The organism is Hamadaea tsunoensis DSM 44101 (assembly GCF_000428945.1).
Classification (GTDB): Bacteria; Actinomycetota; Actinomycetes; order Mycobacteriales; family Micromonosporaceae; genus Hamadaea; species Hamadaea tsunoensis.
This window is the reverse complement of sequence record NZ_AUAX01000002.1, coordinates 532,621-554,588: the sequence shown is the minus strand read 5'-3', so window position 1 is coordinate 554,588 and position 21,968 is coordinate 532,621. Positions and strand designations below refer to the sequence as shown.

The 21,968-nt window shown below is 70.3% G+C and carries 19 protein-coding genes; 13 read left to right on the top strand and 6 right to left on the bottom strand.

Features of this window, described 5'->3' with window-relative positions:
* Positions 1 to 2: 2 nt before the first annotated feature.
* Positions 3 to 395 carry a RidA family protein gene (locus G401_RS0104980; RefSeq protein WP_027341635.1) on the bottom strand — a complete coding sequence of 131 codons (393 nt, stop codon included), beginning with the start codon at positions 393 to 395 and terminating at the stop codon, positions 3 to 5.
* Positions 396 to 467: 72 nt separating this feature from the next.
* Between G401_RS0104980 and G401_RS0104975 the strand changes: the two genes are divergently transcribed.
* Positions 468 to 1,358: a LysR family transcriptional regulator gene (locus G401_RS0104975; RefSeq protein WP_027341634.1), complete on the top strand. Its 891-nt coding sequence runs from the start codon at positions 468 to 470 to the stop codon at positions 1,356 to 1,358.
* Here G401_RS0104975 and G401_RS52385 read toward each other — a convergent pair.
* Entirely contained in the window at positions 1,321 to 2,094 is a 774-nt protein-coding gene (locus tag G401_RS52385) for an NAD(P)H-binding protein (RefSeq protein WP_051366149.1), read from the bottom strand. The genes G401_RS0104975 and G401_RS52385 overlap by 38 nt on opposite strands.
* An 87-nt stretch (positions 2,095 to 2,181) precedes the next feature.
* Between G401_RS52385 and G401_RS0104965 the strand changes: the two genes are divergently transcribed.
* Both G401_RS0104965 and G401_RS0104960 read left to right on the top strand, forming a co-directional pair.
* A complete protein-coding gene (locus G401_RS0104965; RefSeq protein WP_027341633.1) occupies positions 2,182 to 2,994 on the top strand; it encodes an alpha/beta fold hydrolase in 813 nt (270 codons plus the stop codon).
* A gap of 55 nt (positions 2,995 to 3,049) precedes the next feature.
* A complete protein-coding gene (locus G401_RS0104960) occupies positions 3,050 to 3,988 on the top strand; it encodes an SMP-30/gluconolactonase/LRE family protein (protein WP_027341632.1) in 939 nt (312 codons plus the stop codon).
* Positions 3,989 to 4,015: 27 nt separating this feature from the next.
* Here G401_RS0104960 and G401_RS43545 read toward each other — a convergent pair whose 3' ends face one another.
* Positions 4,016 to 4,414, bottom strand: coding sequence for an ATP-binding protein (locus G401_RS43545; protein WP_051366147.1), 399 nt, complete (start codon positions 4,412 to 4,414; stop codon positions 4,016 to 4,018).
* Between the two features lie 170 nt (positions 4,415 to 4,584).
* The gene (locus tag G401_RS43540; RefSeq protein ID WP_051366146.1) at positions 4,585 to 5,430 is read right to left on the bottom strand and encodes a GNAT family N-acetyltransferase; all 846 of its coding nucleotides are present in this window, start codon (positions 5,428 to 5,430) and stop codon (positions 4,585 to 4,587) included.
* A gap of 193 nt (positions 5,431 to 5,623) precedes the next feature.
* On the opposite strand from G401_RS43540, the gene G401_RS0104945 reads away from it, so the two are divergent.
* The 6 genes from G401_RS0104945 to G401_RS0104920 all read left to right on the top strand — a co-directional run bounded on the left by G401_RS0104945 (position 5,624) and on the right by G401_RS0104920 (position 13,090).
* On the top strand, positions 5,624 to 6,781 hold the full coding sequence (locus G401_RS0104945) for a type III PLP-dependent enzyme (RefSeq protein WP_027341631.1): 1,158 nt from the start codon (positions 5,624 to 5,626) through the stop codon (positions 6,779 to 6,781).
* Positions 6,778 to 8,247, top strand: a complete 1,470-nt coding sequence (locus G401_RS0104940; protein ID WP_027341630.1) for a saccharopine dehydrogenase NADP-binding domain-containing protein — start codon at positions 6,778 to 6,780, stop codon at positions 8,245 to 8,247. The genes G401_RS0104945 and G401_RS0104940 overlap by 4 nt, the downstream gene beginning before the upstream one ends.
* A gap of 266 nt (positions 8,248 to 8,513) precedes the next feature.
* Complete coding sequence (locus tag G401_RS0104935) at positions 8,514 to 10,814, top strand: P-loop NTPase family protein (protein ID WP_027341629.1); 2,301 nt, start codon at positions 8,514 to 8,516, stop codon at positions 10,812 to 10,814.
* Positions 10,811 to 11,821 (top strand): TRAFAC clade GTPase domain-containing protein, encoded by a 1,011-nt coding sequence (locus G401_RS52380; RefSeq protein ID WP_027341628.1) that lies wholly within the window; start codon positions 10,811 to 10,813, stop codon positions 11,819 to 11,821. The genes G401_RS0104935 and G401_RS52380 overlap by 4 nt, the downstream gene beginning before the upstream one ends.
* Positions 11,818 to 12,864: a hypothetical protein gene (locus G401_RS0104925; RefSeq protein WP_034590688.1), complete on the top strand. Its 1,047-nt coding sequence runs from the start codon at positions 11,818 to 11,820 to the stop codon at positions 12,862 to 12,864. The genes G401_RS52380 and G401_RS0104925 overlap by 4 nt, the downstream gene beginning before the upstream one ends.
* 43 nt (positions 12,865 to 12,907) lie before the next feature.
* Positions 12,908 to 13,090, top strand: coding sequence for a hypothetical protein (locus tag G401_RS0104920; protein ID WP_157545340.1), 183 nt, complete (start codon positions 12,908 to 12,910; stop codon positions 13,088 to 13,090).
* Between the two features lie 24 nt (positions 13,091 to 13,114).
* On the opposite strand, the gene G401_RS0104915 is transcribed toward G401_RS0104920, so the two are convergent.
* Positions 13,115 to 13,546 (bottom strand): SgcJ/EcaC family oxidoreductase, encoded by a 432-nt coding sequence (locus G401_RS0104915; protein WP_027341625.1) that lies wholly within the window; start codon positions 13,544 to 13,546, stop codon positions 13,115 to 13,117.
* A 130-nt stretch (positions 13,547 to 13,676) separates the two neighbouring features.
* On the opposite strand from G401_RS0104915, the gene soxR reads away from it, so the two are divergent.
* Positions 13,677 to 14,174, top strand: coding sequence for a redox-sensitive transcriptional activator SoxR (gene soxR / locus G401_RS43530; protein ID WP_281174137.1), 498 nt, complete (start codon positions 13,677 to 13,679; stop codon positions 14,172 to 14,174).
* A gap of 40 nt (positions 14,175 to 14,214) precedes the next feature.
* Here soxR and G401_RS52375 read toward each other — a convergent pair whose 3' ends face one another.
* The gene (locus G401_RS52375) at positions 14,215 to 14,649 is read right to left on the bottom strand and encodes a hypothetical protein (RefSeq protein WP_027341624.1); all 435 of its coding nucleotides are present in this window, start codon (positions 14,647 to 14,649) and stop codon (positions 14,215 to 14,217) included.
* A gap of 192 nt (positions 14,650 to 14,841) precedes the next feature.
* Between G401_RS52375 and G401_RS56625 the strand changes: the two genes are divergently transcribed.
* The 3 genes from G401_RS56625 (at position 14,842) to G401_RS0104890 (ending at position 21,889) form a co-directional block, all read left to right on the top strand.
* Positions 14,842 to 17,463 carry an NACHT N-terminal helical domain 7-containing protein gene (locus tag G401_RS56625; RefSeq protein ID WP_169734148.1) on the top strand — a complete coding sequence of 874 codons (2,622 nt, stop codon included), beginning with the start codon at positions 14,842 to 14,844 and terminating at the stop codon, positions 17,461 to 17,463.
* Positions 17,460 to 19,082, top strand: coding sequence for an NAD-binding protein (locus G401_RS0104895; RefSeq protein WP_027341622.1), 1,623 nt, complete (start codon positions 17,460 to 17,462; stop codon positions 19,080 to 19,082). Before G401_RS56625 ends, G401_RS0104895 begins: the two co-directional genes overlap by 4 nt.
* Positions 19,083 to 19,342: 260 nt before the next feature.
* Positions 19,343 to 21,889 carry a tetratricopeptide repeat protein gene (locus tag G401_RS0104890; protein WP_027341621.1) on the top strand — a complete coding sequence of 849 codons (2,547 nt, stop codon included), beginning with the start codon at positions 19,343 to 19,345 and terminating at the stop codon, positions 21,887 to 21,889.
* The last annotated feature ends 79 nt before the right edge of the window (positions 21,890 to 21,968 follow it).

Sequence of the window (21,968 nt, the reverse complement as noted above, 5' to 3'; positions counted from 1 at the left end):
GGTCAGTCCCGGGTGGCCAGGCGCGCGTACACCTCGATCTCGATCTTCATTCGCTCGTCGGCCAGGCCGCACACCATCATCGTGGCCGCCGGGCGTACGTCGCCGAAGGCCGCGCGCAGGACCGGCCAGCAGGGCTCGAAGTCCGCCCGGTCGGGCAGCAGGTAGCGGACGCGGACGACGTCGGCGAACGACCCGCCCGCCTCGGCCAGGGCCGCCCCGATGTTGCGCAGGCACTGCTCGGCCTGTTCGACGACGTCGTCGGAGATCGTCATCGCCGTGTAGTCGTAGCCGGTCGTGCCGGACACGTGCACCCAGTCCCCGTCGACCACGGCGCGGGCGTACCCGATCTGCTCCTCGAAGGTGGAACCGCTGAGGATCGCGCGTCGCTCACTCATGCCGGAACCGTATGACGAGCTGCTGTCATACGTCCAATAGCTACTCGACGCGGATGTGATATCTCTGAGCGTATGGACCGGCCGGAGCTTTCCCTGCCTCAGCTGTACGCCTTCGCCGTACTCGCCGAGGAACTGCACTTCGGCCGGGCCGCGGCCCGGCTCGGCATCGCGCAGCCGCCGCTCAGCCAGCAGATCCGGCGGCTGGAAACCACCGTCGGGTATCCGCTGTTCGCCCGCGGGGCGGCCGGCGTCGCGCTCACCGCGGCCGGTGCGGAGCTGCTGCCGGTCGCGCGGCGCGTACTGGCCGATCTCTCGGACGGGCTGGCCGCCGCCCGGGCCGTGGGCGACGGGCGGGCCGGCAGGCTGCGCATCGGGTTCGCCGCGTCGCTGGCGGCCACCATCCTGCCCGACCTGCTGCGCCGCCACCGGGAGCGCCGTCCCGGCGTACGGCTGGAGATCCGCGAGATGACGACCGTTCCGCAGCTGGCCGCGCTGCGTGCGGGGGAGTTGGATGTGGGGCTCGTCCGGGAGGCCGAGGCGGCGGACCTGGCCTTCGCCACCGTCGCGGTCGAACCCTTCGTCGTGGTCCTGCCCGCCGGGCACCCGCTCGCCGCGCACCGCCGCCTGCGGCTCGACCTGCTCGCGGGCGAGCCGTTCATCCTCTTCCCCCGCGACGCCGGGCCGGGCCTGCACGACCAGATCATCGGTGCCTGCGCCGCCGCTGGTTTCGCTCCGGGCATCATCCAGTACGCGACCGAGTGGCAGACCGTGTGCGCCCTGGTGGGGGCCGGTCTCGGCGTGTCGATCGCGCCGGCCGGGATCGGCCGCATCCGCCTGCCGGGCGTGGCCTACCGCCCGGTCGAACCCGGTGACCTGCGTACGCGGGTGGCCGTGGCGTGGCGCCCGGACGACTCGAATCCGCTGGTCAGCGAGTTCCGCCGAACGGTACTGCCGGCCGGTTGAGCAGCCGGGCGACCTCCCCGGACACCGCCTGCCAGCGGTTCTGGCGGATGGCGGCGAACATCGACGAGTAGGCGTACACCCACCACGGTTCCTCGCCCGACAGCGTCAGGGCCGCCGCGAACTGCGCCTCGGTCGCCTCCGCGTACGCGAATCCGGCCCGCTCCACGACCGTCGCGATGTCCAGTGCCTCGGGGCCGGTCAGGTCGTGGTGGGTGTTCGTCGGCTCGCCGAGCGCCAGGACCGCCAGGCACTCGGCCACGTCGTCGCGGTGGACGAGGGAGACGCGGCCGGCCGGGAGGCGTACGACACCGTCCTGTTCGGACTGGCGCACGAGGCCGCCGAAGAACTCCGCGAACAGCCCGGCCCGGGCGATGGTGAAGTCGAGCCCGCTCGCCCGCAGCACCTGCTCGGACCAGCCGTTGGTGTACGCGTAGCAGAACGGCGAACCGAGGTCGACGTCGAGCCCGCTGAGCAGGACGACGTGGCCGACCTTCGCCTCGACGGCCGCCCGCAGCACGTTCTGGTGGTGCAAGACGACCTTGGCGGCCTCACCGTCGCTGGACACGAAGACGAGCGTGTCGACCCCGTCCAGCGCCGACCGCAACGCGTCCACGTCCTCGTACGGCGCCACCTGACGGGTGAGCCCGACGATGTCGTGATCCCCTCCGGCGGAGATCAGCCGGCGTACCACGGTGCCGCCGACGTGTCCGGTGCTGCCGGTGACCGCGATCTTCATCCGGCCAGGATAGCGGGTTGCCGTGAGCCTGCCGGACCGCTTGGATGGCGTGGTGACCATGACCGCGCAGAGCCTGGGGAAGACGTCGTGACGCTGCCGGCGACCCATCAACTGGTGCGGGCCGACGGCTCCGTGCTGCGCTACTGCCTCTACGGCCCGGCCGACGGCCACCCCGTCATCTCGCACGGGGGAACGCCGAGCAGCCGGTGGCGGCGGCCCCGGCTGGTCGACGCGATGGAACGCGGCCCGCTGCGGGTGCTCGCGTACGACCGGCCCGGTTACGGGGGTTCGACCCGGAGGTTCGGGCGCACCGTCGCCGACGTCGCGGACGACACCCGGTCGCTCGCGGACGCGTACGGGTGGGCGCAGTTCGGGGTGCTGGGCGGCTCGGGTGGCGGCCCGCACGCCCTGGCCTGCGCCGCCCTGCTCGCCGACCGGGTCACGCGGTGCGCCGTGGTGTCCGGCATCAGACCCGCCGAACCCGGTACGCCGCCCCGCGACGAGGCCGACGAGCGGGTCCAACTCGCCGAGACCGCGGCCGCCATCCTGGCGAACGTCGCCGACGGCGGCCCGGAGGCGCCCGACGAGCCGGAACCCTTCGCCCGCGACAACCCCGACGCGATGGCCCGGCTCCGGGCGACCTTTGTGGACGACATCGACGGCTGGATCGACGACCGTCTCGCCTTCGTCCAGCCGTGGGGGTTCGCGCTGGAGGCGATCGGCGTACCGGTCGGGATCTGGCGCGGCACCGACGACCCGTTCGTCCCCGCGGACCACGCGGAGTACCTGCTCGCGCACATCCCCGGGGCGGCCGATCACGTCTTCACCGGCGGCCACCTGCCCGGTCCCGACGTGTACGCGGAGATCTTCGCCTGGCTCGCCGCGCCGTCCGTCCACTGAGGCGGACGGGAGCGCCCGTTCGCCGGAGGGCCGCCGCCGGGCTACTGTCGAGCGGGTGATCGAGACCTACCTGCTGCCGGGCGACGACGTCTTCCCGGAGGGCATCACCGAGGACCCGGACGGCGTCACCTTCTACGTCGGCAGCTCGGCGAACGGCACCATCTACCGGGGCAGGACCGATCAGCCCGAGCTGGAGGTGTGGGCCACCGCCCCGGCCGATCTCCACAGCCCGGCTGACCCGCAGGGCCCGGCCGATCCCCTGAGCCCGGCCGACCCCCAGAGCCCGGCTGGTCTTCCCGGCCCGAGCAGCGTCCTGGGGCTGACCGTCGACGGCGACACGCTGATCGCCGCCGGGTCGGACACCGGCTGGATCTTCGCGTTCGACCTCCGCACGGCCCGGATCGTCGGCCGGGTACGCGTACCGAGCGACGAAACACTGCTGAACGACGTCTGCGTCGCCCACGGGTACGCGTACGTGACCGACTCGGCGCGGCCGGTGGTGTGGCGGCTGTCCATCAGCGACGGACGGCTCGGCGATCCGGTCGCATGGGCGCATCTGGACGACGGTGCGCCGACCCCCTACCTGAACGGCATCGTCGCGGTGCACGACGGTGCGACGCTGATCGTCGCGGCCCAGGGCAGCGAGGTCCTGTGGCGGGTCGACACCGCGACCGGGCAGGCGGTCCGGCTGGACCTGCGGATCGCCGCCGACGGCATGGTCGTGGTCGGCGACCGCCTCTACACCTGCGACAACGTCGACCGTGCCGACGGCGGGGCGGACTACTACGTCTCCGAGCTGGTGCTCTCCGCCGACGCGCACGCCGTGCGGCTGGAGCGGCGGTGGCCGCAGTCCGCCGAGGACACCCCGACCACCTGCGCCTACCTGGGCGGCCGGCTGCTGATGGTCAACTCGCGCTTCGGCGCGCGGCGGATCGGCACGACGGTACCGCCGTTCAGCGTGCGGGCCCTGTCGATCGGCGAGGACGCCCGGTAACGAACCGGCCGCAGCCTGGTGTCGTCGTCATTCGGTGTCGTCCTCGGGGACGAGGATCGTGGCCCAGACAGTCTTGGCCCGGCCCAGGTGGTCGCGTACGCCCCACCGTTCCGCGAGGGCCTCGACGAGACGCAGGCCGAAACCGCCGTCGATGCTCGGTTCGCGCAGGACTGGCGGGTGGCCCGACTGGTCGGCGACGTTGATCGTGAGCAGCCCGGCGTCGAGGACGAGCGACAGCGCGATCGCGCCCGTGGTGTGCCGGACGGCGTTGGTCGCCAGCTCGCTGATCAGGATGTCGACGGTCTCCAGCACGGACTCGTCGAGCACACCCCAGCGGGCCAGCGTGTTGCGCGCCATGCGCCGGGCCACCCCGCCGGCCGAGTCGGCGCGGGGCAGGCTGATGTCGACGGAACGTTGCCGTACCACGGGTCAACTCCGAAATCACGGGTGCGGTGCAGCTCTGGGGTTGCGGTCCGGCCGGTCCCGGGTAGCCGGCCACCGGCGATGCTACCCAGGTCACGGCGGCATAAACCACCGACACCCAGGTCGGCGACCCGAGCCTCCGCCGTCCGGGTTCCCTCGGCGGGCGGCTGGGTTCATGCGGAGGGTGGGCCCTGGTCGAGGGTGCAGCGCGCGCCGAGCACCTGGGCCGCCGTCGTGAAGCCGAGCTTGCGGTAACAGCCCACCGCCGCCGCGTTCGCCGTCGACACCGTCAGCCCCACCAGATCCACGTCGGGCGCGAGGTCCGCGCACAGCCGCGCGGTCACCGCCTCCGCCAGACCCCTTCGCCGGTACGCGGGCCGCGTGGCGATGTTGCCGAGGACCGCCACCCGCTGCTGACGGGAGAAGACGTGGCAGCCGGCCATGGCGACGAGGCGGCCGTCGAGACGCAGGCCGCGGTAGGGACCGGAGCGGAGCATGATCGCCTCGAAGAAGCCGCCGCCGGGGTGCACCTCGTCCTGCAGTTCCTGGATGTCAGGTAGATCACTGGCGGTGAGGGCACTCACCCGCAGGTCCTCGCCCAGTCCGGTGAAGGTGGCACCGGGCGCGGACATCAGCGCGTACTCGTCCTCGACGGCGACGTGGTACCGGGCCCGCCCGTCACGGTCGCGCAGGGCGGCGGCCGCGGCGGGGGAGAGGTGGCTGTAGAACCGGGGCGGCAGGTCGGCCTCGGCGGCCAGCCGCGCGATGCCGTCGTCTCCCGTGTCCCCGGCGGCTGGATCCTCCACGGCCGGATCTTCCACGGCCGGGTCCGCCACCGCCAGGACCACCGGCTCGCTGAGGCCGGTGTAGATCACGATCGCCTGGCCGTACCCGGCGAGCACCCGCGTATCGGGCCAGAACGCGTCGTCCAGGTCGCCGAGGCCGAGCAGGTGCCGCTCGGGATGCCGGCGCAGCAGCGCGAGGGCCTCGGCGCGGTCGGTGAGTTCGCGTACGGTCATGAGGGCACGATAACGATCTTGCCGGCCGGTCCGCGCGAGTGGGACGCGCCGGACGAACGGCGCCGAAACCTCGTTCGGGGCCTGTGCCGCCGAAAGTCACCGCGCCCCGTGGTTGTTCATCCGCGCCGTGTACTCTCATCCGGCCGTTCTCATGCGGTCCCTGTAGGCGACTCATCGGAGGTACTAGCGAGGAATGATCAGTGAGACCAACGTCGACGGACTCACCGGCACCGACCCTCCCGGCCTGCCCGAGACTCCGTTCCTGCTTCTCGATCCCAACGTAGCCAAGCACCAATACCGCAGGCTCGCCGGCGCGTTTCCCCAGACGCAGATCTTCTACGCCGTGAAGGCGAATCCCGAGCCGAACATCATCCGGCTTCTGGCCGGCAGCGGTTCCTCCTTCGACGTGGCCAGTCCGGCCGAGATCGACATCTGCCTCGCCGAGGGCGTCGATCCCCGACGCCTGTCGTACGGCAACACCATCAAGAAACCCGCCGACATCCGGTACGCGTACGAGCGCGGCGTCCGCATGTTCGTCTTCGACTCCGAAGATCAACTGCATCAGATCGCCGCGTACGCGCCCGGGGCGGAGGTGTTCTGCCGACTGCTCGCCTCCAGCGACGGCGCCCAGTGGCCGCTCAGCCGCAAGTTCGGCTGCTCCCCGGCGATGGCCGTCGACCTGCTCGTCGCGGCGTCCGGGCTCGGGCTCACGCCGATCGGCGTGTCGTTCCACGTCGGTTCGCAGCAGCTCGACCCGCACAGCTGGGAACCGAGCATCGCCCAGGCGGCCGGCGTCTTCGCGCAGGTCCGTGAACACGGCGTCGAGCTCGACTTCCTCAACCTGGGCGGTGGCTTCCCGGTCGCGTACGCGGACCCGGTGCCGCCCATCGAGGATTTCGGCTCGGTCATCCACGCGGCCGTCGGGCGGCACTTCCCCGGCATTCCGCTGCGGATCGGGGCCGAACCCGGCCGGTACATCGCGGCCGAGGCGGGCACCTTGCGGGCCAGCGTCGTGCTGGTCGCCCGCAAGTCGTACACGGACGATTCGCGCTGGGTCTACCTCGACGTCGGCCGGTTCGGCGGGCTCGCGGAGACCGAGGGCGAGGCGATCCGCTACCGGATCGTCACCCGGCACGACGGCACGGCCACCGGGCCGACCGCGATCGCCGGGCCGACCTGCGACAGCGTCGACGTCCTGTACCGCACCACCCCGTACGAGCTGCCGCTCGCCCTGCACACCGGTGACCACGTCGAGATCCTCAACACCGGCGCGTACACCACCACATATTCGTCCAACGGCTTCAACGGGTTCGCACCACTAGCCACCATCTGCATCGGAGACCGCACGTGACCAGTCCCCAACTCCGCTTCGACGGCCGCATCCTGCTCCTGGGCTGCGGGTCGGTTTCGCAGTGCCTCCAGCCGTTGCTGCTGCGGCACCTCGACATGGACTTCGCCAAGCTGACGGTGATGGACTTCGAGGACCTGTCGGGCACCATTCCGGGCACGCTGGCAGCGGGTGCGCGGTACTCGCGTACGAAGATCACGCCGGAGAACATCCACGAGACCCTGGCCGCCCACCTCGGTGCCGGCGACCTGCTGATCAACCTCGCGTGGAACATCGACACGGTCGAGATCATCCAGTGGTGCCAGGACAACGACGTGCTCTACGTCGACACGTCGGTCGAGCTCTGGGACCCGTACGCCGACCAGCAGGCGACCACGCCGCAGGCGCGTACGCTCTACGCCCGGCACATGAAGCTGCGCGAGCGGGCGAAGTCGTGGCGCCCCGACGGCCCGACCGCGGTCGTCGAGCACGGCGCCAACCCGGGCCTGGTGTCGCACTGGACCAAGGTCGCCCTGGAGGACATCACCGCCGCCATCCTGCGCGGCGACGCCGGTGACATCGACGCCGGTCGCCGCGAGGAGTTCGAGGCCGCCCTGGCGTCCCGGGACTACGCGAAGCTCGGCCAGCTCACCGGCACGAAGGTGATCCACATCTCCGAGCGCGACACCCAGATCTCGGACAAGCCGAAGCTCGTCGGCGAGTTCGTGAACACCTGGTCGGTCGAGGGCTTCTACGAGGAGGGCATCGCCCCCGCCGAGCTCGGCTGGGGTACGCACGAGCCGGAGCTGCCGCAGCACGCGTACACGCACGAGTCGGGTCCGCAGAACCAGATCTGCCTGGCCCAGACCGGCATCACCACCTACGTGCGCTCCTGGGTGCCGGTCGGCGGCCCGATCATCGGCATGGTCGTGCGGCACGGCGAGGCGTTCACCATCTCCGACCACCTCACCGTGTGGGAGGACGGCCTCGCGACCTACCGCCCCACGGTGCACTACGCGTACCTGCCGACCGACGCCGCGATGAACTCGCTCTACGAGTGCCGGATGACCGGGTACCAGCTGCAGACCGAGCAGCGCATCATGAACGACGAGATCACCGACGGGATGGACGAGCTCGGCGTACTCCTGCTGGGCCACGACCTGAACGGCTGGTGGGTCGGCTCGCAGCTGGACATCCACGAGTCGCGCACGCTGGTGCCGCACCAGAACGCCACCACCCTGCAGGTGGCCGCCTCGGTGCTGGGCGCGGTCTTCTGGATCGTCAAGAACCCCAACCAGGGCTTCTGCGTCCCCGACGACCTCGACCACAACGAGGTCCTCGCGGTCGCCAACCCGTACCTGGGCAAGGTCCCGTCGGTGCAGACGGACTGGAAGCCGGAGTCGGCGGCCTACGAGCCGTTCGAGCAGTACCGGCCGGGCAAGGCGGACGACCAGCACCCGTGGGCGTTCCGCAACTTCCTCGTCGCGTAAGGGTTCTGTCCGCGTAGAGGGCCATGAGGGGGGAGTGCGCCGACCGGCGCGCTCCCCCCGATCTGTTCGGGTCGTCCACAGTGGTCGAACTGGTGGCCGGGCACGCCTTTTCGCTCGGGGCGGTGTCGCGAAACGGCCGTCCGCCATCGGGCTACGCGGATCGGCCGGAGTATCCGTGCGATCACAGGATGTGACCACCGGTGGCCCGCGTGACAGCATCACGCCAGCAGGAACCATTCCACGATGGATCTCCCGACGGAGCGCTGGTGTCCCGGTCACAGAAGATCGCTCAGATTCTCGCCCGGCGCAGCGAGCACGCCACCTCGCTCGAAGCGCTCGACTCCCACCTCGCCGCGGTCGGCAGCGCCCTGACCCGGCTCGACGAAGCCCGCCTGGATCTGCTGGGCCGCATCGAGATCGAGGCGCGCGACCGCCTGTTCGACATCGGCAACACGATGCGGGGCCTGGAGGACAGGCTGCGCGGCGAGCGGGCGGAACTCGCCCGGCTCGGCGTACGCCTCGGGCGCACGACCCTCAACGTCGGCATGGTCGGCCGGGCGCGAATGGGCAAGAGCCGCTTCCTGCAGAGCCTCACCGGCCTGACCGCCCGCGAGATCCCCGACGGGGACGGCGGCTTCTGCACCGGCGTGGCCAGCCTCGTCCAGCACCGGCCGGGCGCGGACCCCAGCGCCCAGGTGTTCCTGCACGACGAGACGACCTTCCTGCGGGAGGTCATCGAGCCGTACTACAGCCGCCTCGGCCTCGGCCCCGCCCCCACCGCCGTACGCGACTTCGCCGACCATCCGCTGCCGGCGCTGACCGGCGACGACCCGCGGGCCACGAGCGAATACCGGCACCTCGGGGCGTACCACGCGAACTTCGGGGCGTACGGCGGCCTCATCGGCGGCGAGTCGCCGTTCACCGTCGGCGCCGAGCGGATCCGCGAGTACGTGGCGCAGGACGACCCGTCCGGCAGCCGGCAGTACCACGCCTTCCGGGCGGTACGCCGCGTGGTGATCACGACGAACTTCCCGGCCACCGACGTCGAGGGGCTGGGCGTCATCGACCTGCCCGGCCTCGGCGACACCAACCTGGGCGACTCGAAGATCCTGCTGTCGGCGCTGAAGGACGACGTTGACGTGGTGCTGTTCGTCCGCGAGCCGAAAGCCGGCGGCGACGACATCCAGGACTTCGACATCGACCTCTACACCCAGGCCCGCGACGCGCTGTCGGAGATCCCGATGCAGCGGCGCTCGTTCCTGATCATCAACCACCGGCGCAGCTCCGACCGGGACAACTCCGCGAACGCCCGCCGCTACCAGGAAAAGGTGGCCGGGTCGCCGATCCAGGTCGCCGGGTCGACGGTGGTGGACTGCTCCCGGCCCGACGAGGTGAGCGCGGCCTTCGACCCCATCGTCGACTACCTGCTGGCGCACGTGGACGAACTCGACGGCCTGCTGCTCGGCGACCGCCTGCGCCACCTCGCCGAACTGCGGCACGAGCTGAACACACTCGTGGCGGAGGCCGGCCGGGTCGCGGCCCTGTCCCAGCCCAGCAGTTCCTGGTTCCCGCTGTTCCAGAAACTGTTCGAGAGCGCGTACGAGCAGATGTCGACGGCACTGGTCAAGCTGGTCAAATCGTTGGAGGGCAGCCGCAACGCACCCGACGGTGAGTTCGCCCGCGCCGTGGCCGAGGTGATCCGCCGGGCCGGCGAGGACGACGGCCTGCCCGACGAGGAGGGCATCGTGATCCGGGCCGCGGCGGTCGGCGGCCGGGCCATCGCGTACGGCCAGTTCCTGAACGAGGCGCGGGCCCATCTGTCGCGCCACTTCCTGGAGCTCGACGGCGTGCTGAAGGCCCGGGTGGCCTGGATGCAGGAGCAGATCGCGCAGGTGCTCTGCGGCGCCGGCGAGCTGGCGCCGCTCGCCGGCTCGGCGCGGGTCGTGGCCATGGGCGTTGCGGGTGACTCGGTCAGTGACTCGGACGGCGGCTCGGCGACCGGCCGGGACGTCCTGCTCGACATCGCCGGCCGGGTGCCCGAGAACGCCTCGGAGTTCGTCGGCGCCGAGATCGGCTACGGCCTGCACATGCTCGCCGACTTCGAGCTGGCCTACCGCGGCTTCATCCAGCACCGCATCCGGCCCTGCCTGGACGGCCTGCACAGCGACCATCCGACCTTCCAGCTGCCGCTGGACGTCGACACGGTCAGCAACGCGAAGATGCTGGAGATGCTGGAGGTCAGCTACCAGGATGCGCTCAAGCGCTGCGAGGACACCCTGCGGGACATCTTCGCCGAGCCCAACGGGGCGCTGTTCGCGATCGTGGAGGAGTTCACCGACCGCGTCCTGCGCTCGATCGGCGTCCAGCGCGAATGGCGCGTCTTCTACGAGCAGGTACGCGCCGAGCTGTGGCCAGGACCGCTGGCCGAGCTCGCCGAGCGCTCGGGCCGGTTCGTCGAGTGGAACCGTGAACTGGCGCTGCTGCGGACCCAGACGCAGGCCGAGGCATGGGTACAGATCACCGTGGAGCCGGCCGCGCCGGCGCGACCGCAGGAGGAGACACCATGACCGGCGCCGCGCAGCCGAACGGCCGCATCGTCATCAACGCCACGATGCTCGGCTCGGTCGGCGTCGGCAAGACCTCGCTGCTCGCCGCGATGTACGAGCGGTTCGGCCACGTGGTAGGGAACGTGGACCTCGACATCCGGCCCGAGTCGGAGACCAGCCGGACCCTGGGCGCCAGCGTGGCGGTCCTGCAGCGGATCGCGACCATGAACTCGATCCGGGTCCACGTAGGCATGGAAGGCACGGGTTCGGTCCGCCGCTACCGGTTCGACATCGGTGGCAAGGGCTGGCCGGCAGCCTTCACCCTGCAGCTGACCGACTACCCGGGCCGGTTCATGCTGCCGGCCGCGTACGCCGACCATGATGTCGTGGAGCAGATCCTCGTGGACAGCGACGTGGTGCTCGTCGCGATCGACGCGGCGGCCATGATGGAGCAGGACGGCGCGTTCCACAACGTGACGAACACGCCGCTCGTGGTGCTGGACGAGATCAAACGCATGCTCGCCGCCAGCCCGGAGCCGCGGCTCATCATCCTGACCCTGCTCAAGTGCGAGACCTACCTGGCCACACCGGACGGTACCGACCGGCTCGTGAAGAAGGCGATCGAGAAATACCGTCCGCTGCTCGACCACATCCGCGGAACGGACGTACGGGGCCGGGTCGGCTGCGTGCTGACCTCGGTGCAGACCATCGGGTCGATCCGGCTGCTCAGGGTCCATCCTGACGAGAAGGGCGAGGCGGACTTCGAGTACCGGTCGCTGGGGTACCAGGGCGGCTACAAGCCGATCGACACCGACCAGCCGCTGCGGTACCTGCTGCGCTTTGCCATCAACAAATATCGCTACGAAGAGCGCTCGCGTTTCGCGGCCATCCGAGACTTGATCACGGGCGTGAACAGCCGGCTGGCGGCCGCCGTGGACGAGTTCGCCCTCGGCTGCAAGACGACCGACGGCTTCGAGGTGCTCCAGGACCACCCCCTGCTCTACTCCTCGCGGCACGGCAGCCGATGAGCACGGCCACCTGGTACGTGCACAGCCGCGGACGCCGCCGTGCCGACGACTACCAGTGGCTGCCGATCTCTGGAGCGGCCGGCTCCACCGGCAAGGCTGAATCCGCACGGCTGACCGAGGTCCGGCGGCACCGCTGGTACGGCGCGACCCTCGATGACCTCGCCGACGACGAGAGCCCGTCGCTCGTGCTCGCGTACGCCCGCGAGGTCGGGCTGGTCGTCTACATCACGCGCCTGGGACCGGTCGAACCCGTGACCGACTCCCTGCACCGGCCGATCCGGGCCGCCGTCATCGGCGTCGGTACGCCGGCCTCAGCTTCGGACGTGGTCGCGGTCGCGGCCGCCGCGCTCGCCGGTGAATTGTCCACACTCGACGGACTGAATTACGAACTGGCTGAGGAGCCCGGTTTCCGGCTGGATCCGGCAACCTGGAGCACCACCGTCGCGCGCTGCATACGCTGGTTCGCCGACCTTCCCGCCGACGGACCAGAGCGGCCCGACAAGCCGCGCGTGGACGCGGACCGGCCCGACACCCGTGAGCGGATCGCCCGGGAACTGCGGTCACTGGACCTGTCGGCGCTCGCCGGCCGGCGCGACGACCTCATCCTCGTCCTGCGTACGCCGCTGCTGCAGCGGGCTGACCACGACCGCCGGCGGCCGTGGCGAGTCCTGGCCGAGTTATCCGGCGCGCCGGCGCCGGCGACCTTCACCCCCGCCTGGCTCGGCGACCAGCTCGGCGGCATCTTTCGGTCGGGGGTGGGCTGGGCGGTCGGACTGGTGACCGGGGCGGCAGTGCTGGTCGTCGCGGCCGTCCTGGCCTGGCCGGGTTCGGCGAGCCAGCCGACCCCAGCCGCATCATCGGCATCGCCGTCACCGGCAGCCTCATCCCCGCCCGCGCTGTCGCCGACGCCGTCACCCGTGTCGTCCGGCTCGCCCGCGTCGCGCGGACCGGCGGCGTCACACAAGGCGACGGTGTCCCCGCATGCCACCCAGACGGCGCCGTCGAAACGGCCGAGCAAAGCGCCGTCCCTGGCCGATCGGTAGAAATCGTGTGCATGGGACGGGTCAGACGGGGTACCGGGAGGTCATGACCGAACCTGAGTTCCACGAGGAGACGCCCGAGGAGTTCGCCCGGCAGCCCGATCGGGACCTGCACGGCGTACCGACCCAGGCGTCCGGGGAGTCCGATTCCGGGAGTGACGCGACCGAGGACGATGCGCGGCGCAGGTCCGCCGAGCGGGAGGACACGGAGGAGGAATCCGGGGACTGACCTTCGGTGGTCTTGGTCGGCGCGTCACTCCTCGCCGGACGGCACTGCGGTGTTCTGCCCGCTTGCGATGAGCCACCGACCGTCGCGCCGATGCCAGACGTAGGTCGGGCGGCCCTCCTGCCGAGGGGAGACCGGCTGGCCGTCCGTGGTGAGGTATTCCTGGTCCACACTCGTGAGCGCGACATCCTCCGTGATGAAGCGGATGTGGGCGACGTCGTACCGGACGCTGCCGGTGACGAACGCGCCCGGCAGCACCTCACGGGTGAAGGCCGCGATGGCCGCACGACCGACCAGGCGCCGGCCACCGCCGGTGATCCAGACGGCGTGTTCGTCGAAGAGCGCTGCGAACCCCTCGACGTCCTCGGCGAGCTGGGTGCGCTCCAGTTCGGCGACCTGGGCAACGAGCTCCTGAGCGTCCTTCGTGGACATCCCGGGCGGGGCAATCGATGGTGTCATGAGTAGAGTTCACTTCATCAAGTTCACTTGATGTCAAGGGGCGGTTGTGTCGGACACTGCGGGCGATGGCATTGCCGGCGATGGCATTAAGGGCGACGGCATTAAGGGCGACGGCATCGCGAGCGATGCGGTGTGGCTCAAACCGGGGCAGGTCGCACGGCGGGCCGGGGTGGCGGTGTCGACCCTTCATTACTACGAGCAGCTCGGGCTCATCCGTAGTCGGCGGACCGCCGGCGACCGACGCGAGTACCGGCGGGACACCCTGCGGCTGATCGCGTTCATTCGGGCGTCGCAGACGCTCGGCATCCCGCTGGCGCGCATCAAGGAAGCCCTCGACGATCTGCCCCACCAGCGGCCGCCTACCAAGCGCGACTGGGCACGTCTGGCCCGAGTGTGGCGTAGCGACCTCGACGAGCGGATCGAGCGGCTGGTTGCGCTGCGGGACAACCTCGCCAACTGCATCGGCTGCGGCTGCCTGTCGCTCAGCGCCTGCCCCTACACGAACCCGGGCGACAAGCTCGGCGCGGAAGGGCCGGGCGCGCGGCGGCTCCTGCCGGCGTCCGACGGTCTCACGGATCGACGTGAGGTTGCGTCTCCGGCGCCGGGATCACGTCCATCGAACAGATAGACGCTCGGTCGATATAGGGTGTCCTGGTCCACCACGCGGATCAGACCGAATACAGATGACCATGGATTGTGGGGTCGTTCTCCAGGACGAAGTCCACGATCTCCCAGAACTGTGGCAGCCACGGGTGTTCCAGTCCCTGTTCCCTCGTCAAAACGCTGCCGTGGACCGCGCTGGGAGTAAAGCCAGTCAAAGCATCCACCAGCGTTGCCGCAGGAAAGGCACTGTTCTCCACCGGACCTACGCGGCACCCGAATGTCACGTGGTCGTCGGTGCCGTCATCGCCCCACGTGCCCATGATGACGTCGATCCAGGCGTCATGAGGCTGGTCTGTGTGGTGGTAGCAGTTGGCGAAGTACACCGCCCACGCGGTCCCATCCCGGTGGACGTAATTCCATACCCGCTCGATCGCGGCGTTGCAGCATGAGCACTCATACTCACGCTGCTGACGCTCGGCAGGGTCCGCAGTCAAGGTCACCGCCAGACCTTATCCAAACCCTGCCGGCAGCAATGCCCGAAGCCCGGACGATCGCCATCCGCCTGAACAGCGGAATACCGCACGTACGGAATGCGCTGAGCCCAGTCCGGTGACATCCGTTGACAGTCGGCGACGGCCGTTCGTACCGTTGGGTCGCAGGACCGGATCGTCGACTGTAGAGGGAGCCCCCGCTTGTCCCGTGATCCGTCGATGTCCCTGCGCGGCGCCCTGCGGATACTCGGCAAAGACGAGAGCCCCGTCATCTCCACCCTCAACGTACTGCTCGGCGGCCTGATCCTGGTCGCGCCGGGCCTGGGTCTCGCGGCCGCGCCGCTGGGCGCCCTGTGGGGCTGGGTGGACCAGAAGAACGAGGCGACCTCCCTGCTGCACCAGTTGTTCGACAACGGTGTCGGCAAGCTGCGCGGGCAGGCCGGCTACCAGCGGCACGAGCTGCTCAAGGCGGCGCATACGACGCTCGTGGCCACCGCCTTCTTCGACGCCGTCGAGTCCGCGATCGGCCCGGCGTACCGGTCGCTTTCGGTGACCGAGGACGAGAAGCGGCTCCTGGCGACACGGCTTCCCGACGCGCGTACGGTGCTCGACCGCCTGTACGACGCGCAGGTCCCGATGCCGTCGGCCACGATGGGATTCGAGGAGACGGTCGCCGGGCCGCTCACGGCGTACTTCACCGAGACCGCCGAGAACACGCTGAGCTTCTTCCGTGGCCTGCGCGCCTGGTCGAAGGTCCGCCAGCGCCGCGACGAGGACCAGCTCCGCGCCGAGATCGTCGCCGAGGCGCTGCGCCGGTACCAGGGCCTGTACGTCACGCTCGCGGCCAAGGTCCCCGAGTTCTACATCTGGGCCGGGCTCGCCGAGGCCGCCGCCACCCGCGCCGCGGTCGAGCAGCACGCCCACGACCTGGCCGAGCTCCTCGACCAGCAGGCCGGCCAGCTCGTCCGCCTGGAACAGGCCCTGCGCCGGATGTCACCGGCCGAGATTCCCGCCGCCGGCTCGCAGACGGGCATGCTGAGCCTCGCGAACCGCGCGGTCATGCGTACGCCGCTGGTGCCCGACGAATCTCTCCGGCACGCCCCGCACGTCGTCTTTCCCACGGTGGAGCAGGGCTACGTCACCCCCGCCTTCCGGTACGCGGTCACATCCCCCGATGCCCGGCCGGCGGAAGAGGCCTGGTGGCAGAAGCTGCCGCTGGAGGAGGATTTCGACCGCTTCCTGGCCGCCTACTTCGCCACCCCGGCCAGCATGCTCGCGCCAATGCTGCTGCTGGGCCACCCGGGTTCCGGCAAGTCGCTGCTCACCCGGGTTCTCGCCGCCCGCCTGCCACCCGAGGGATTCACGACGGTACGCGTCGCGCTGCGCTCGGTCGACGCCGACGCGCCGCCGCGCGAACAGATCCAGCAGGCTCTCGACGAGTTGACCAACGGCCGGCTGCGCTGGGGTGACGTCAGCGACGAGAGCGGCGTCCGCGTCCGCGTGGTGCTCCTCGACGGCCTCGACGAACTGCTGCTCGCCTCCGGTCAGCACGGGAAGGTGGGCTACCTCACCGAGATCGTGGACTTCCAGCAGCGCGAGTACGACCTCCAGCGCCCGGTGGCCGTCATCGTGACCTCGCGGACCGTTGTCGCGGACCGCGTACGCGTCCCGGCGGGCAGCACGCTCGTCCAACTCGCCGAGTTCGACGACGACCGGATCCGGCGCTGGCTGCGGGTGTGGAACGAGACCAACGGCTCGGGCATCTTCGGCGGCACCGTCCGCGAGGTGGATCCCGCCGCCGTCGTACGCCACGCCGACCTGGCCCGTCAGCCGCTGCTGCTGCTCATGCTGGCCCTGTACGCGTGCGACCCCGCCGGCGCCGACCTCGACGCCCTGGTCATGGCCAGAGCCGACCTGTACCGGGGACTGCTCGACAACTTCATCCGCCGCGAGGTCGGCCGGTCGCTGGGCGTCAACGCCTCCGAGGCGAGCATGCGGCAGCCGGCGCAGACCGTCCAATGGCACCTGGGCATCGCCGCGTTCGCCATGTACAACCGCCGCGACGGCCTGCGCGTGTCCGAGGCGGAACTGGCCGCGGACTTCACCGCCCTGCTGACCGAGGAACAGGGCGCGAGCGACGCCGCCGCCGTCGCCGAGCTGGCGGCGCGTACCGTCGGGCAGTTCTTCTTCATCCAGGCCTCCGAGTTCAACACGGTGTCGGGGCTGCGCCCGGCGCGTACCTTCGAGTTCCTGCACGCCACGTTCGAGGAGTTCCTCGTCGCTCTGCACACCGTGGAGCTGATCGGCGAACTGGCCCGCACCCGCCGTTCCGCGCTGCGGGCGGCCGTCGACACCCGGATCCTGCGGGCGCTGCTGTCCTACCGCTGCCTGGTCCGGCCCACGTCCGTGATCTCGTTCGCCGTCGAGCTGTTCAGGGCACTGCCGGACGAGGACCAGCGGGCGTGCATCGAGCTGCTGGACCAGCTTTCCCGGCAGGCGCGTACGCGAGCGGTCTTCGAACACGGTGTGCCGTACCGCCCGCAGCCGGACGACCTCGTCCGGGCGATGGCCGCGTACACGGCGAATCTGCTCTTGCTGAGAACGGCGATGAGCGCGAACGCGCTGGTGCCGCTGGCCGACGTGGCGGCGGTGGGCGCGGACGTGCCGGACTGGTGGCGCTCGACCGTACGCCTGTGGCGGGCGGGTCTTTCCGACGACGAGTGGGACGGGCTCGGCGCGGCCCTGGGCGTCGGTCGGGAGACACACCTGGTCCATCGCGCGGGCGCGGGGGTCGCCACGACGCCGCTGGGGGAGCACCTGTGAGCCGTCCGGCGCCGGTGATCGTGGTCGGCAGCGACGACCTCGCGCTGCGCACGATCATCTCGCTGGTCGAGCATTACCACGTGCCGGTCACGGCGGTGGTCACCGGTGGACGAAGCTCGGAGGAGATCACGCTGGTCCCGGGCGTGCGGGTGCTGCGCGCGGACCGGGTCGACGACGAGGTGCTGAGCCGCGCCGGCGTCGCGGAGGCGGGCGCGATCGCGCTCCTGGAACGCGACGACGCGGTGAACCTGCAGGCGGCCCTGGTGGCGCAGGACTTGCATCCCGCGGTACGGACGGTGATCCGGACGTTCAACCTCGCGTTGGCCTCCCGGGTCAGCGTCCTGCTGAACGACGCGGTCGCCCTGTCCGACAGCGACATCGCCGCCTCGGCGTGGGTCGAGGCGGCCCTCGGCGCGCTGGATTTGGAGCCGGTGCGCATCGGCGCCACGGAACTGTGGGTCGAGTGGCGCACCGACGTCCCGCCCGAGGCCATCGTGACCGGCCTGGGCAAGGCCGACGGCGGACTGCTCGGCAGAGACAAGGACGCCGACATCGTCCTGACTCGGTACGCGGGGCCGCTCGAAGCCGCCCGGCTCGCCCGGCGCAGGGCGGTGACAGGCGGCCGACCCCCACGGTTCATCCGCATCCGCAGGCCCTACCTCTATATGCTGGGCGGCCTCGTTCTCTTCTTCGTGGTCGCGTCCGTGCTGCTCGCCTCGCTGGAGGGACAGTCGCTCGGCGACGCCTTCCTCAGCTCGCTGCTCGCTCTCGTCGGGCAGGAAAGCATCGATATTAATGAGTCGAGTGCGGCCCTCGTCGTCCGGATCATCCTGGCTGTGATCAGCGTCGCGTTCGTGCCGGCGATCGCGGCCGCGGTCGTCGACGTGGTCGTCTCTGCCCGGCTCGCCAGTGCGAGCGGGATGCGCCGATCGATGCAGTACCACATCGTGCTGGTCGGTCTAGGCAACCTGGGCACTCGCGTCATGCGCCGGATGGTCTCGCTGGGCTTTACCGTCGTCGGGGTGGAGCGCGACGAGCAGTCCCGCGGTGCTGGGGCCGCCCGTGAACTCAACGTGCCCGTCGTGATCGGCGACGCCGCCCAGCCGCAGGTACTGGTTCGCGCCCAGACGGCAGCGGCCAGGATAGTCGTCCTGACGATCCCGGACGACTTCACGAACCTTGAAATCGCGCTCACCGCCCAGGATCACGGATCCGGCCCCCGCCTGGTCATGCGCCTGCGCGACGGCGACTTCGCCGATCGCCTCTACCGCGCTTTCGGCCTGCGCGTCTCCCGCAACGCCGAGCGCATCGCGGCAGCCGCCTTCGCCCACGCGCTCGTCTGCCACGAGCCGGTCATCCGCGTGATGGCCCTGGGTCGCCGGGTTCTGCTCTTCGCCACGGTCCTGGTGGAGGCGGACTCACCGCTCAGCGGCGTCCTGCTCAGCTCAGTGAATGCCGCCGGCCTGGTCAAAGTGCTCGGCGTCCAGTCGGCGGACACCGACACCGCTCTGCTCCAGCCGCCAGACCGGCGTATCGAGGCCGGGCTGCGGATCATCGTCGTCGCGACCCAGGCCGGCCTGGCCGACCTGCTCGGACGCGCGCGCAGCCTGTACGCCTGAGTGCGCTCGCCCTTCGGCGTACGGAGAGGCTCCGGCGCGCTCACATCGCGGTCGCTACCGGTGTGCACCCGATGGGATTACGCCGAACTTCCCGTATCGCGCCACGCACGGCGACTCTTCCGTGGTCGAAAGCCACGGAAGAGGACGTCGGCCGTCGGATCGCGGGCACGACCGTCTGAAGAGGACTGAGCCGGCGGTCGATTGCTGGCGACTGAGCCCGCTCAATAGCCTGAATGCCGCTGATGTCAGAAGGCGGGTCAATGGCTACCAATCTCTACAGCTTGACATGTTATGCGCTGCTTCGCGCGATCGAGTCCGACCTCCGGGCGCTCATCGTCAGGTACTGCGGCGACCACCCTGCGGAGCAGGTGCTCGGTGCGGAACTCAGGGCGAAGGCGCTGAAGCGTCAGGCGAACGAGCGGCGCGACGCCGACGGCGCCACGACCGCGGTCCTGGTGGGCTACCTCGACTTCGGTGACGCCAACGCGCTGCGCAGTCGCTGGGCGGCGAGCTTCCCGGAAGACCTGCGCGCTGCTCTCGACAAGCTGCACAGTGCGCTGGACCGCGCCGTACCGATCCGCAACCGCGTCGCCCACGCCCGCCCGTTGGACATCGACGACCTGTCCAGCCTGATCGAGCTAGCCGACCGCCTGATGCTCGTCCCAGGTTTCGACTGGCCGGAGCTCACCGCGACCCATCGGCGGCTCAAGGACGAGCCCTCGTACGTGCTGGGCCTGAGGTCCGACCTGCGCGCGGACACGCAGAGCACGGTGTTCCACAACCTGCCGCCCGCCGATTTCGACGAGACCGGGTTGCTCGGCCGCCGGCAGCTGCGCAGCGAACTGCTCGCCGAGCTGCTGAAGGGGCCCTGGCCGGTGGTGTCGATCCTCGGCGAGGGCGGCCTGGGGAAGACGGCGCTCGCGCTGCAGGTCGTCTACGACCTGATCGATCATCCGTCGTGCCCCTTCCAGATCGTCGTGTGGACGACGGCGAAGACCGAGATGCTGACGACCTCGGAGATCCGGCGCATCCCCGGAGCGATCCAGGACTCCATGGGGGTGTTCGAGCGGGCGGCCGCCGACCTCGCCGGCGCCTCCGCCGGAGATCCCATCGCCGAGGTACGCGACTACCTGTCATCGTTTCGCATGCTGCTCGTTCTCGACAATCTCGAAACCGTCATGGACGACCGGATACTCGACTTCATCACCCACGTTCCGTCGGGATCGAAGGTGCTCATCACGAGCCGGATCGGCGTACGCGACCAGCGTGGCATCAATCTCGACCCGCTGAGCGAGGGCGAGGCGACACATCTGCTCCGGCAGCTCGCCCGGGTCCGGCACGTGACCGCCCTGACCGGGCTGAGCAGCGACGTCGCGAGCGGCTACGTACAGCGGATGAACAGGCATCCGGGGTACATCAAGTGGTTCGTGACCGGCGTCGAGGTGTCCCGGGAGTCGCCCGAGAAGCTGCTGCGCAACGAGGGGCTCGTGCTCGACTACTGCATGGGGCATGTCTTCGAGCAGCTCAGCGAGGACGCGCGAAGCCTGCTGCGATCCTTGCTGATCGCCACCGGCAGCCACACGCGGGCCGAGTTGGCCTTCCTCAACGACTTCGACTCCATGCGCACCGACGCGGCGGCGTTCGAGCTGCTGCGCACGAACTTCGTGACCCAGCTGTCGGCCGGCCCGGGCCGCAGCGCGTTGACGCTGAGCGACTTCGCCCGCAAGTACGTCCAGCGTCATCATGCGCCCAGCCCGCACGAGTATCGCCTGGTGACGGCGCGACAGCAGCATCTGATGAAGATCGGCGGCGACCTCCAGTACGCGCACAGCCGCGACCCGTACGCGCCCGACACCATCGAGGTACGCGACCCCGGCGACTACAGCGCCGCCAGCAAGCTCCGGTTCGCGCTCGACGAGGCCCTGGCCTACCGGTACATGGAGGCGATCGAGCTGTGCCGGCAGGCGCACGCGCTCGCGCCCGGATACGCGGAGCCGTACCGCGTCATGGGCTACGTCTACGACCTCGCGAGCAACCTCTCGGAGGCGGTGGACGCCTACCAGTGCGGCCTGGAACTCGCCCCGGACAGCCCCTACATCCGGTACTTCTACGGCAAATTCCTGGTCGACAACCGGATGAACCTCCACCAGGGACTGCAGCTGATGCTGGAGGCCCAGGACCTCGATCCGGGTACGCACGTCGTCGGGCTCGGCATCGCCGACGCGAACTTCTGCCTCGAAGCGTACGACGAGGCGATCGAGGAGGCCGCCCGCGTTCTGCGGCTGCCCGAGGTGGCGCCCGTCGTCGCCTGGGACGCGCTGTGCATCGTCCTCCAGGCGACCGCCCACCTGGTGAAGAAGTCGGAGGACAAGGGCGACCACGCTCGCGCCGGCACCTTGATCGCCAGTGCGGCGGTAGCGGTCGAGGCGTGCGGTGTCGAGCTGCTGAACGGCTATCTGCTCGACCTCTGCCTGCTGCTGGAGCACAAGGCGACCGACCTCGCCGCGCTGGCTCGGGGCGACGATCGGCGTACCCTCGACGACAGCGCGATCCGGCTGCGCCACCGTCGGCGCGACGCCGACCCCGACCACCTGACGAGGACCCTCGGGCGGGTGAAGACGACGATGGTCCAGAAGAACTACGGCTTCCTGCACGCCGACGGTCAGGACTACTTCTTTCATCAGAGCGCGCTCGAGGACCCGGAGCAGTTCTACGAGATCCGGCCGGACTCGATCGTCGCCTTCGTCGGCGGGCCGCGTACCGGCGGCAGCAATCCACCCGCCAACGACATCAGGTGGATCTTCTAGACACTTCCGGTCCTCCGGGTCTGATCCGCGGCGTACGCGCTGACCGTCGCGGGTGTCCTGGACCGGGCGGCCGTTCACA

Coding starts and splice junctions, on each gene's coding strand:
- G401_RS0104980 (WP_027341635.1), bottom strand. CDS start 395: ATGAGTGAGCGACGCGCGATCCTCAGCGGTTCCACCTTCGAGGAGCAG.
- G401_RS0104975 (WP_027341634.1), top strand. CDS start 468: ATGGACCGGCCGGAGCTTTCCCTGCCTCAGCTGTACGCCTTCGCCGTA.
- G401_RS52385 (WP_051366149.1), bottom strand. CDS start 2,094: ATGAAGATCGCGGTCACCGGCAGCACCGGACACGTCGGCGGCACCGTG.
- G401_RS43540 (WP_051366146.1), bottom strand. CDS start 5,430: ATGACCGTACGCGAACTCACCGACCGCGCCGAGGCCCTCGCGCTGCTG.
- G401_RS0104945 (WP_027341631.1), top strand. CDS start 5,624: ATGATCAGTGAGACCAACGTCGACGGACTCACCGGCACCGACCCTCCC.
- G401_RS52380 (WP_027341628.1), top strand. CDS start 10,811: ATGACCGGCGCCGCGCAGCCGAACGGCCGCATCGTCATCAACGCCACG.
- G401_RS0104925 (WP_034590688.1), top strand. CDS start 11,818: ATGAGCACGGCCACCTGGTACGTGCACAGCCGCGGACGCCGCCGTGCC.
- G401_RS0104920 (WP_157545340.1), top strand. CDS start 12,908: ATGACCGAACCTGAGTTCCACGAGGAGACGCCCGAGGAGTTCGCCCGG.
- G401_RS0104915 (WP_027341625.1), bottom strand. CDS start 13,546: ATGACACCATCGATTGCCCCGCCCGGGATGTCCACGAAGGACGCTCAG.
- G401_RS0104890 (WP_027341621.1), top strand. CDS start 19,343: ATGGCTACCAATCTCTACAGCTTGACATGTTATGCGCTGCTTCGCGCG.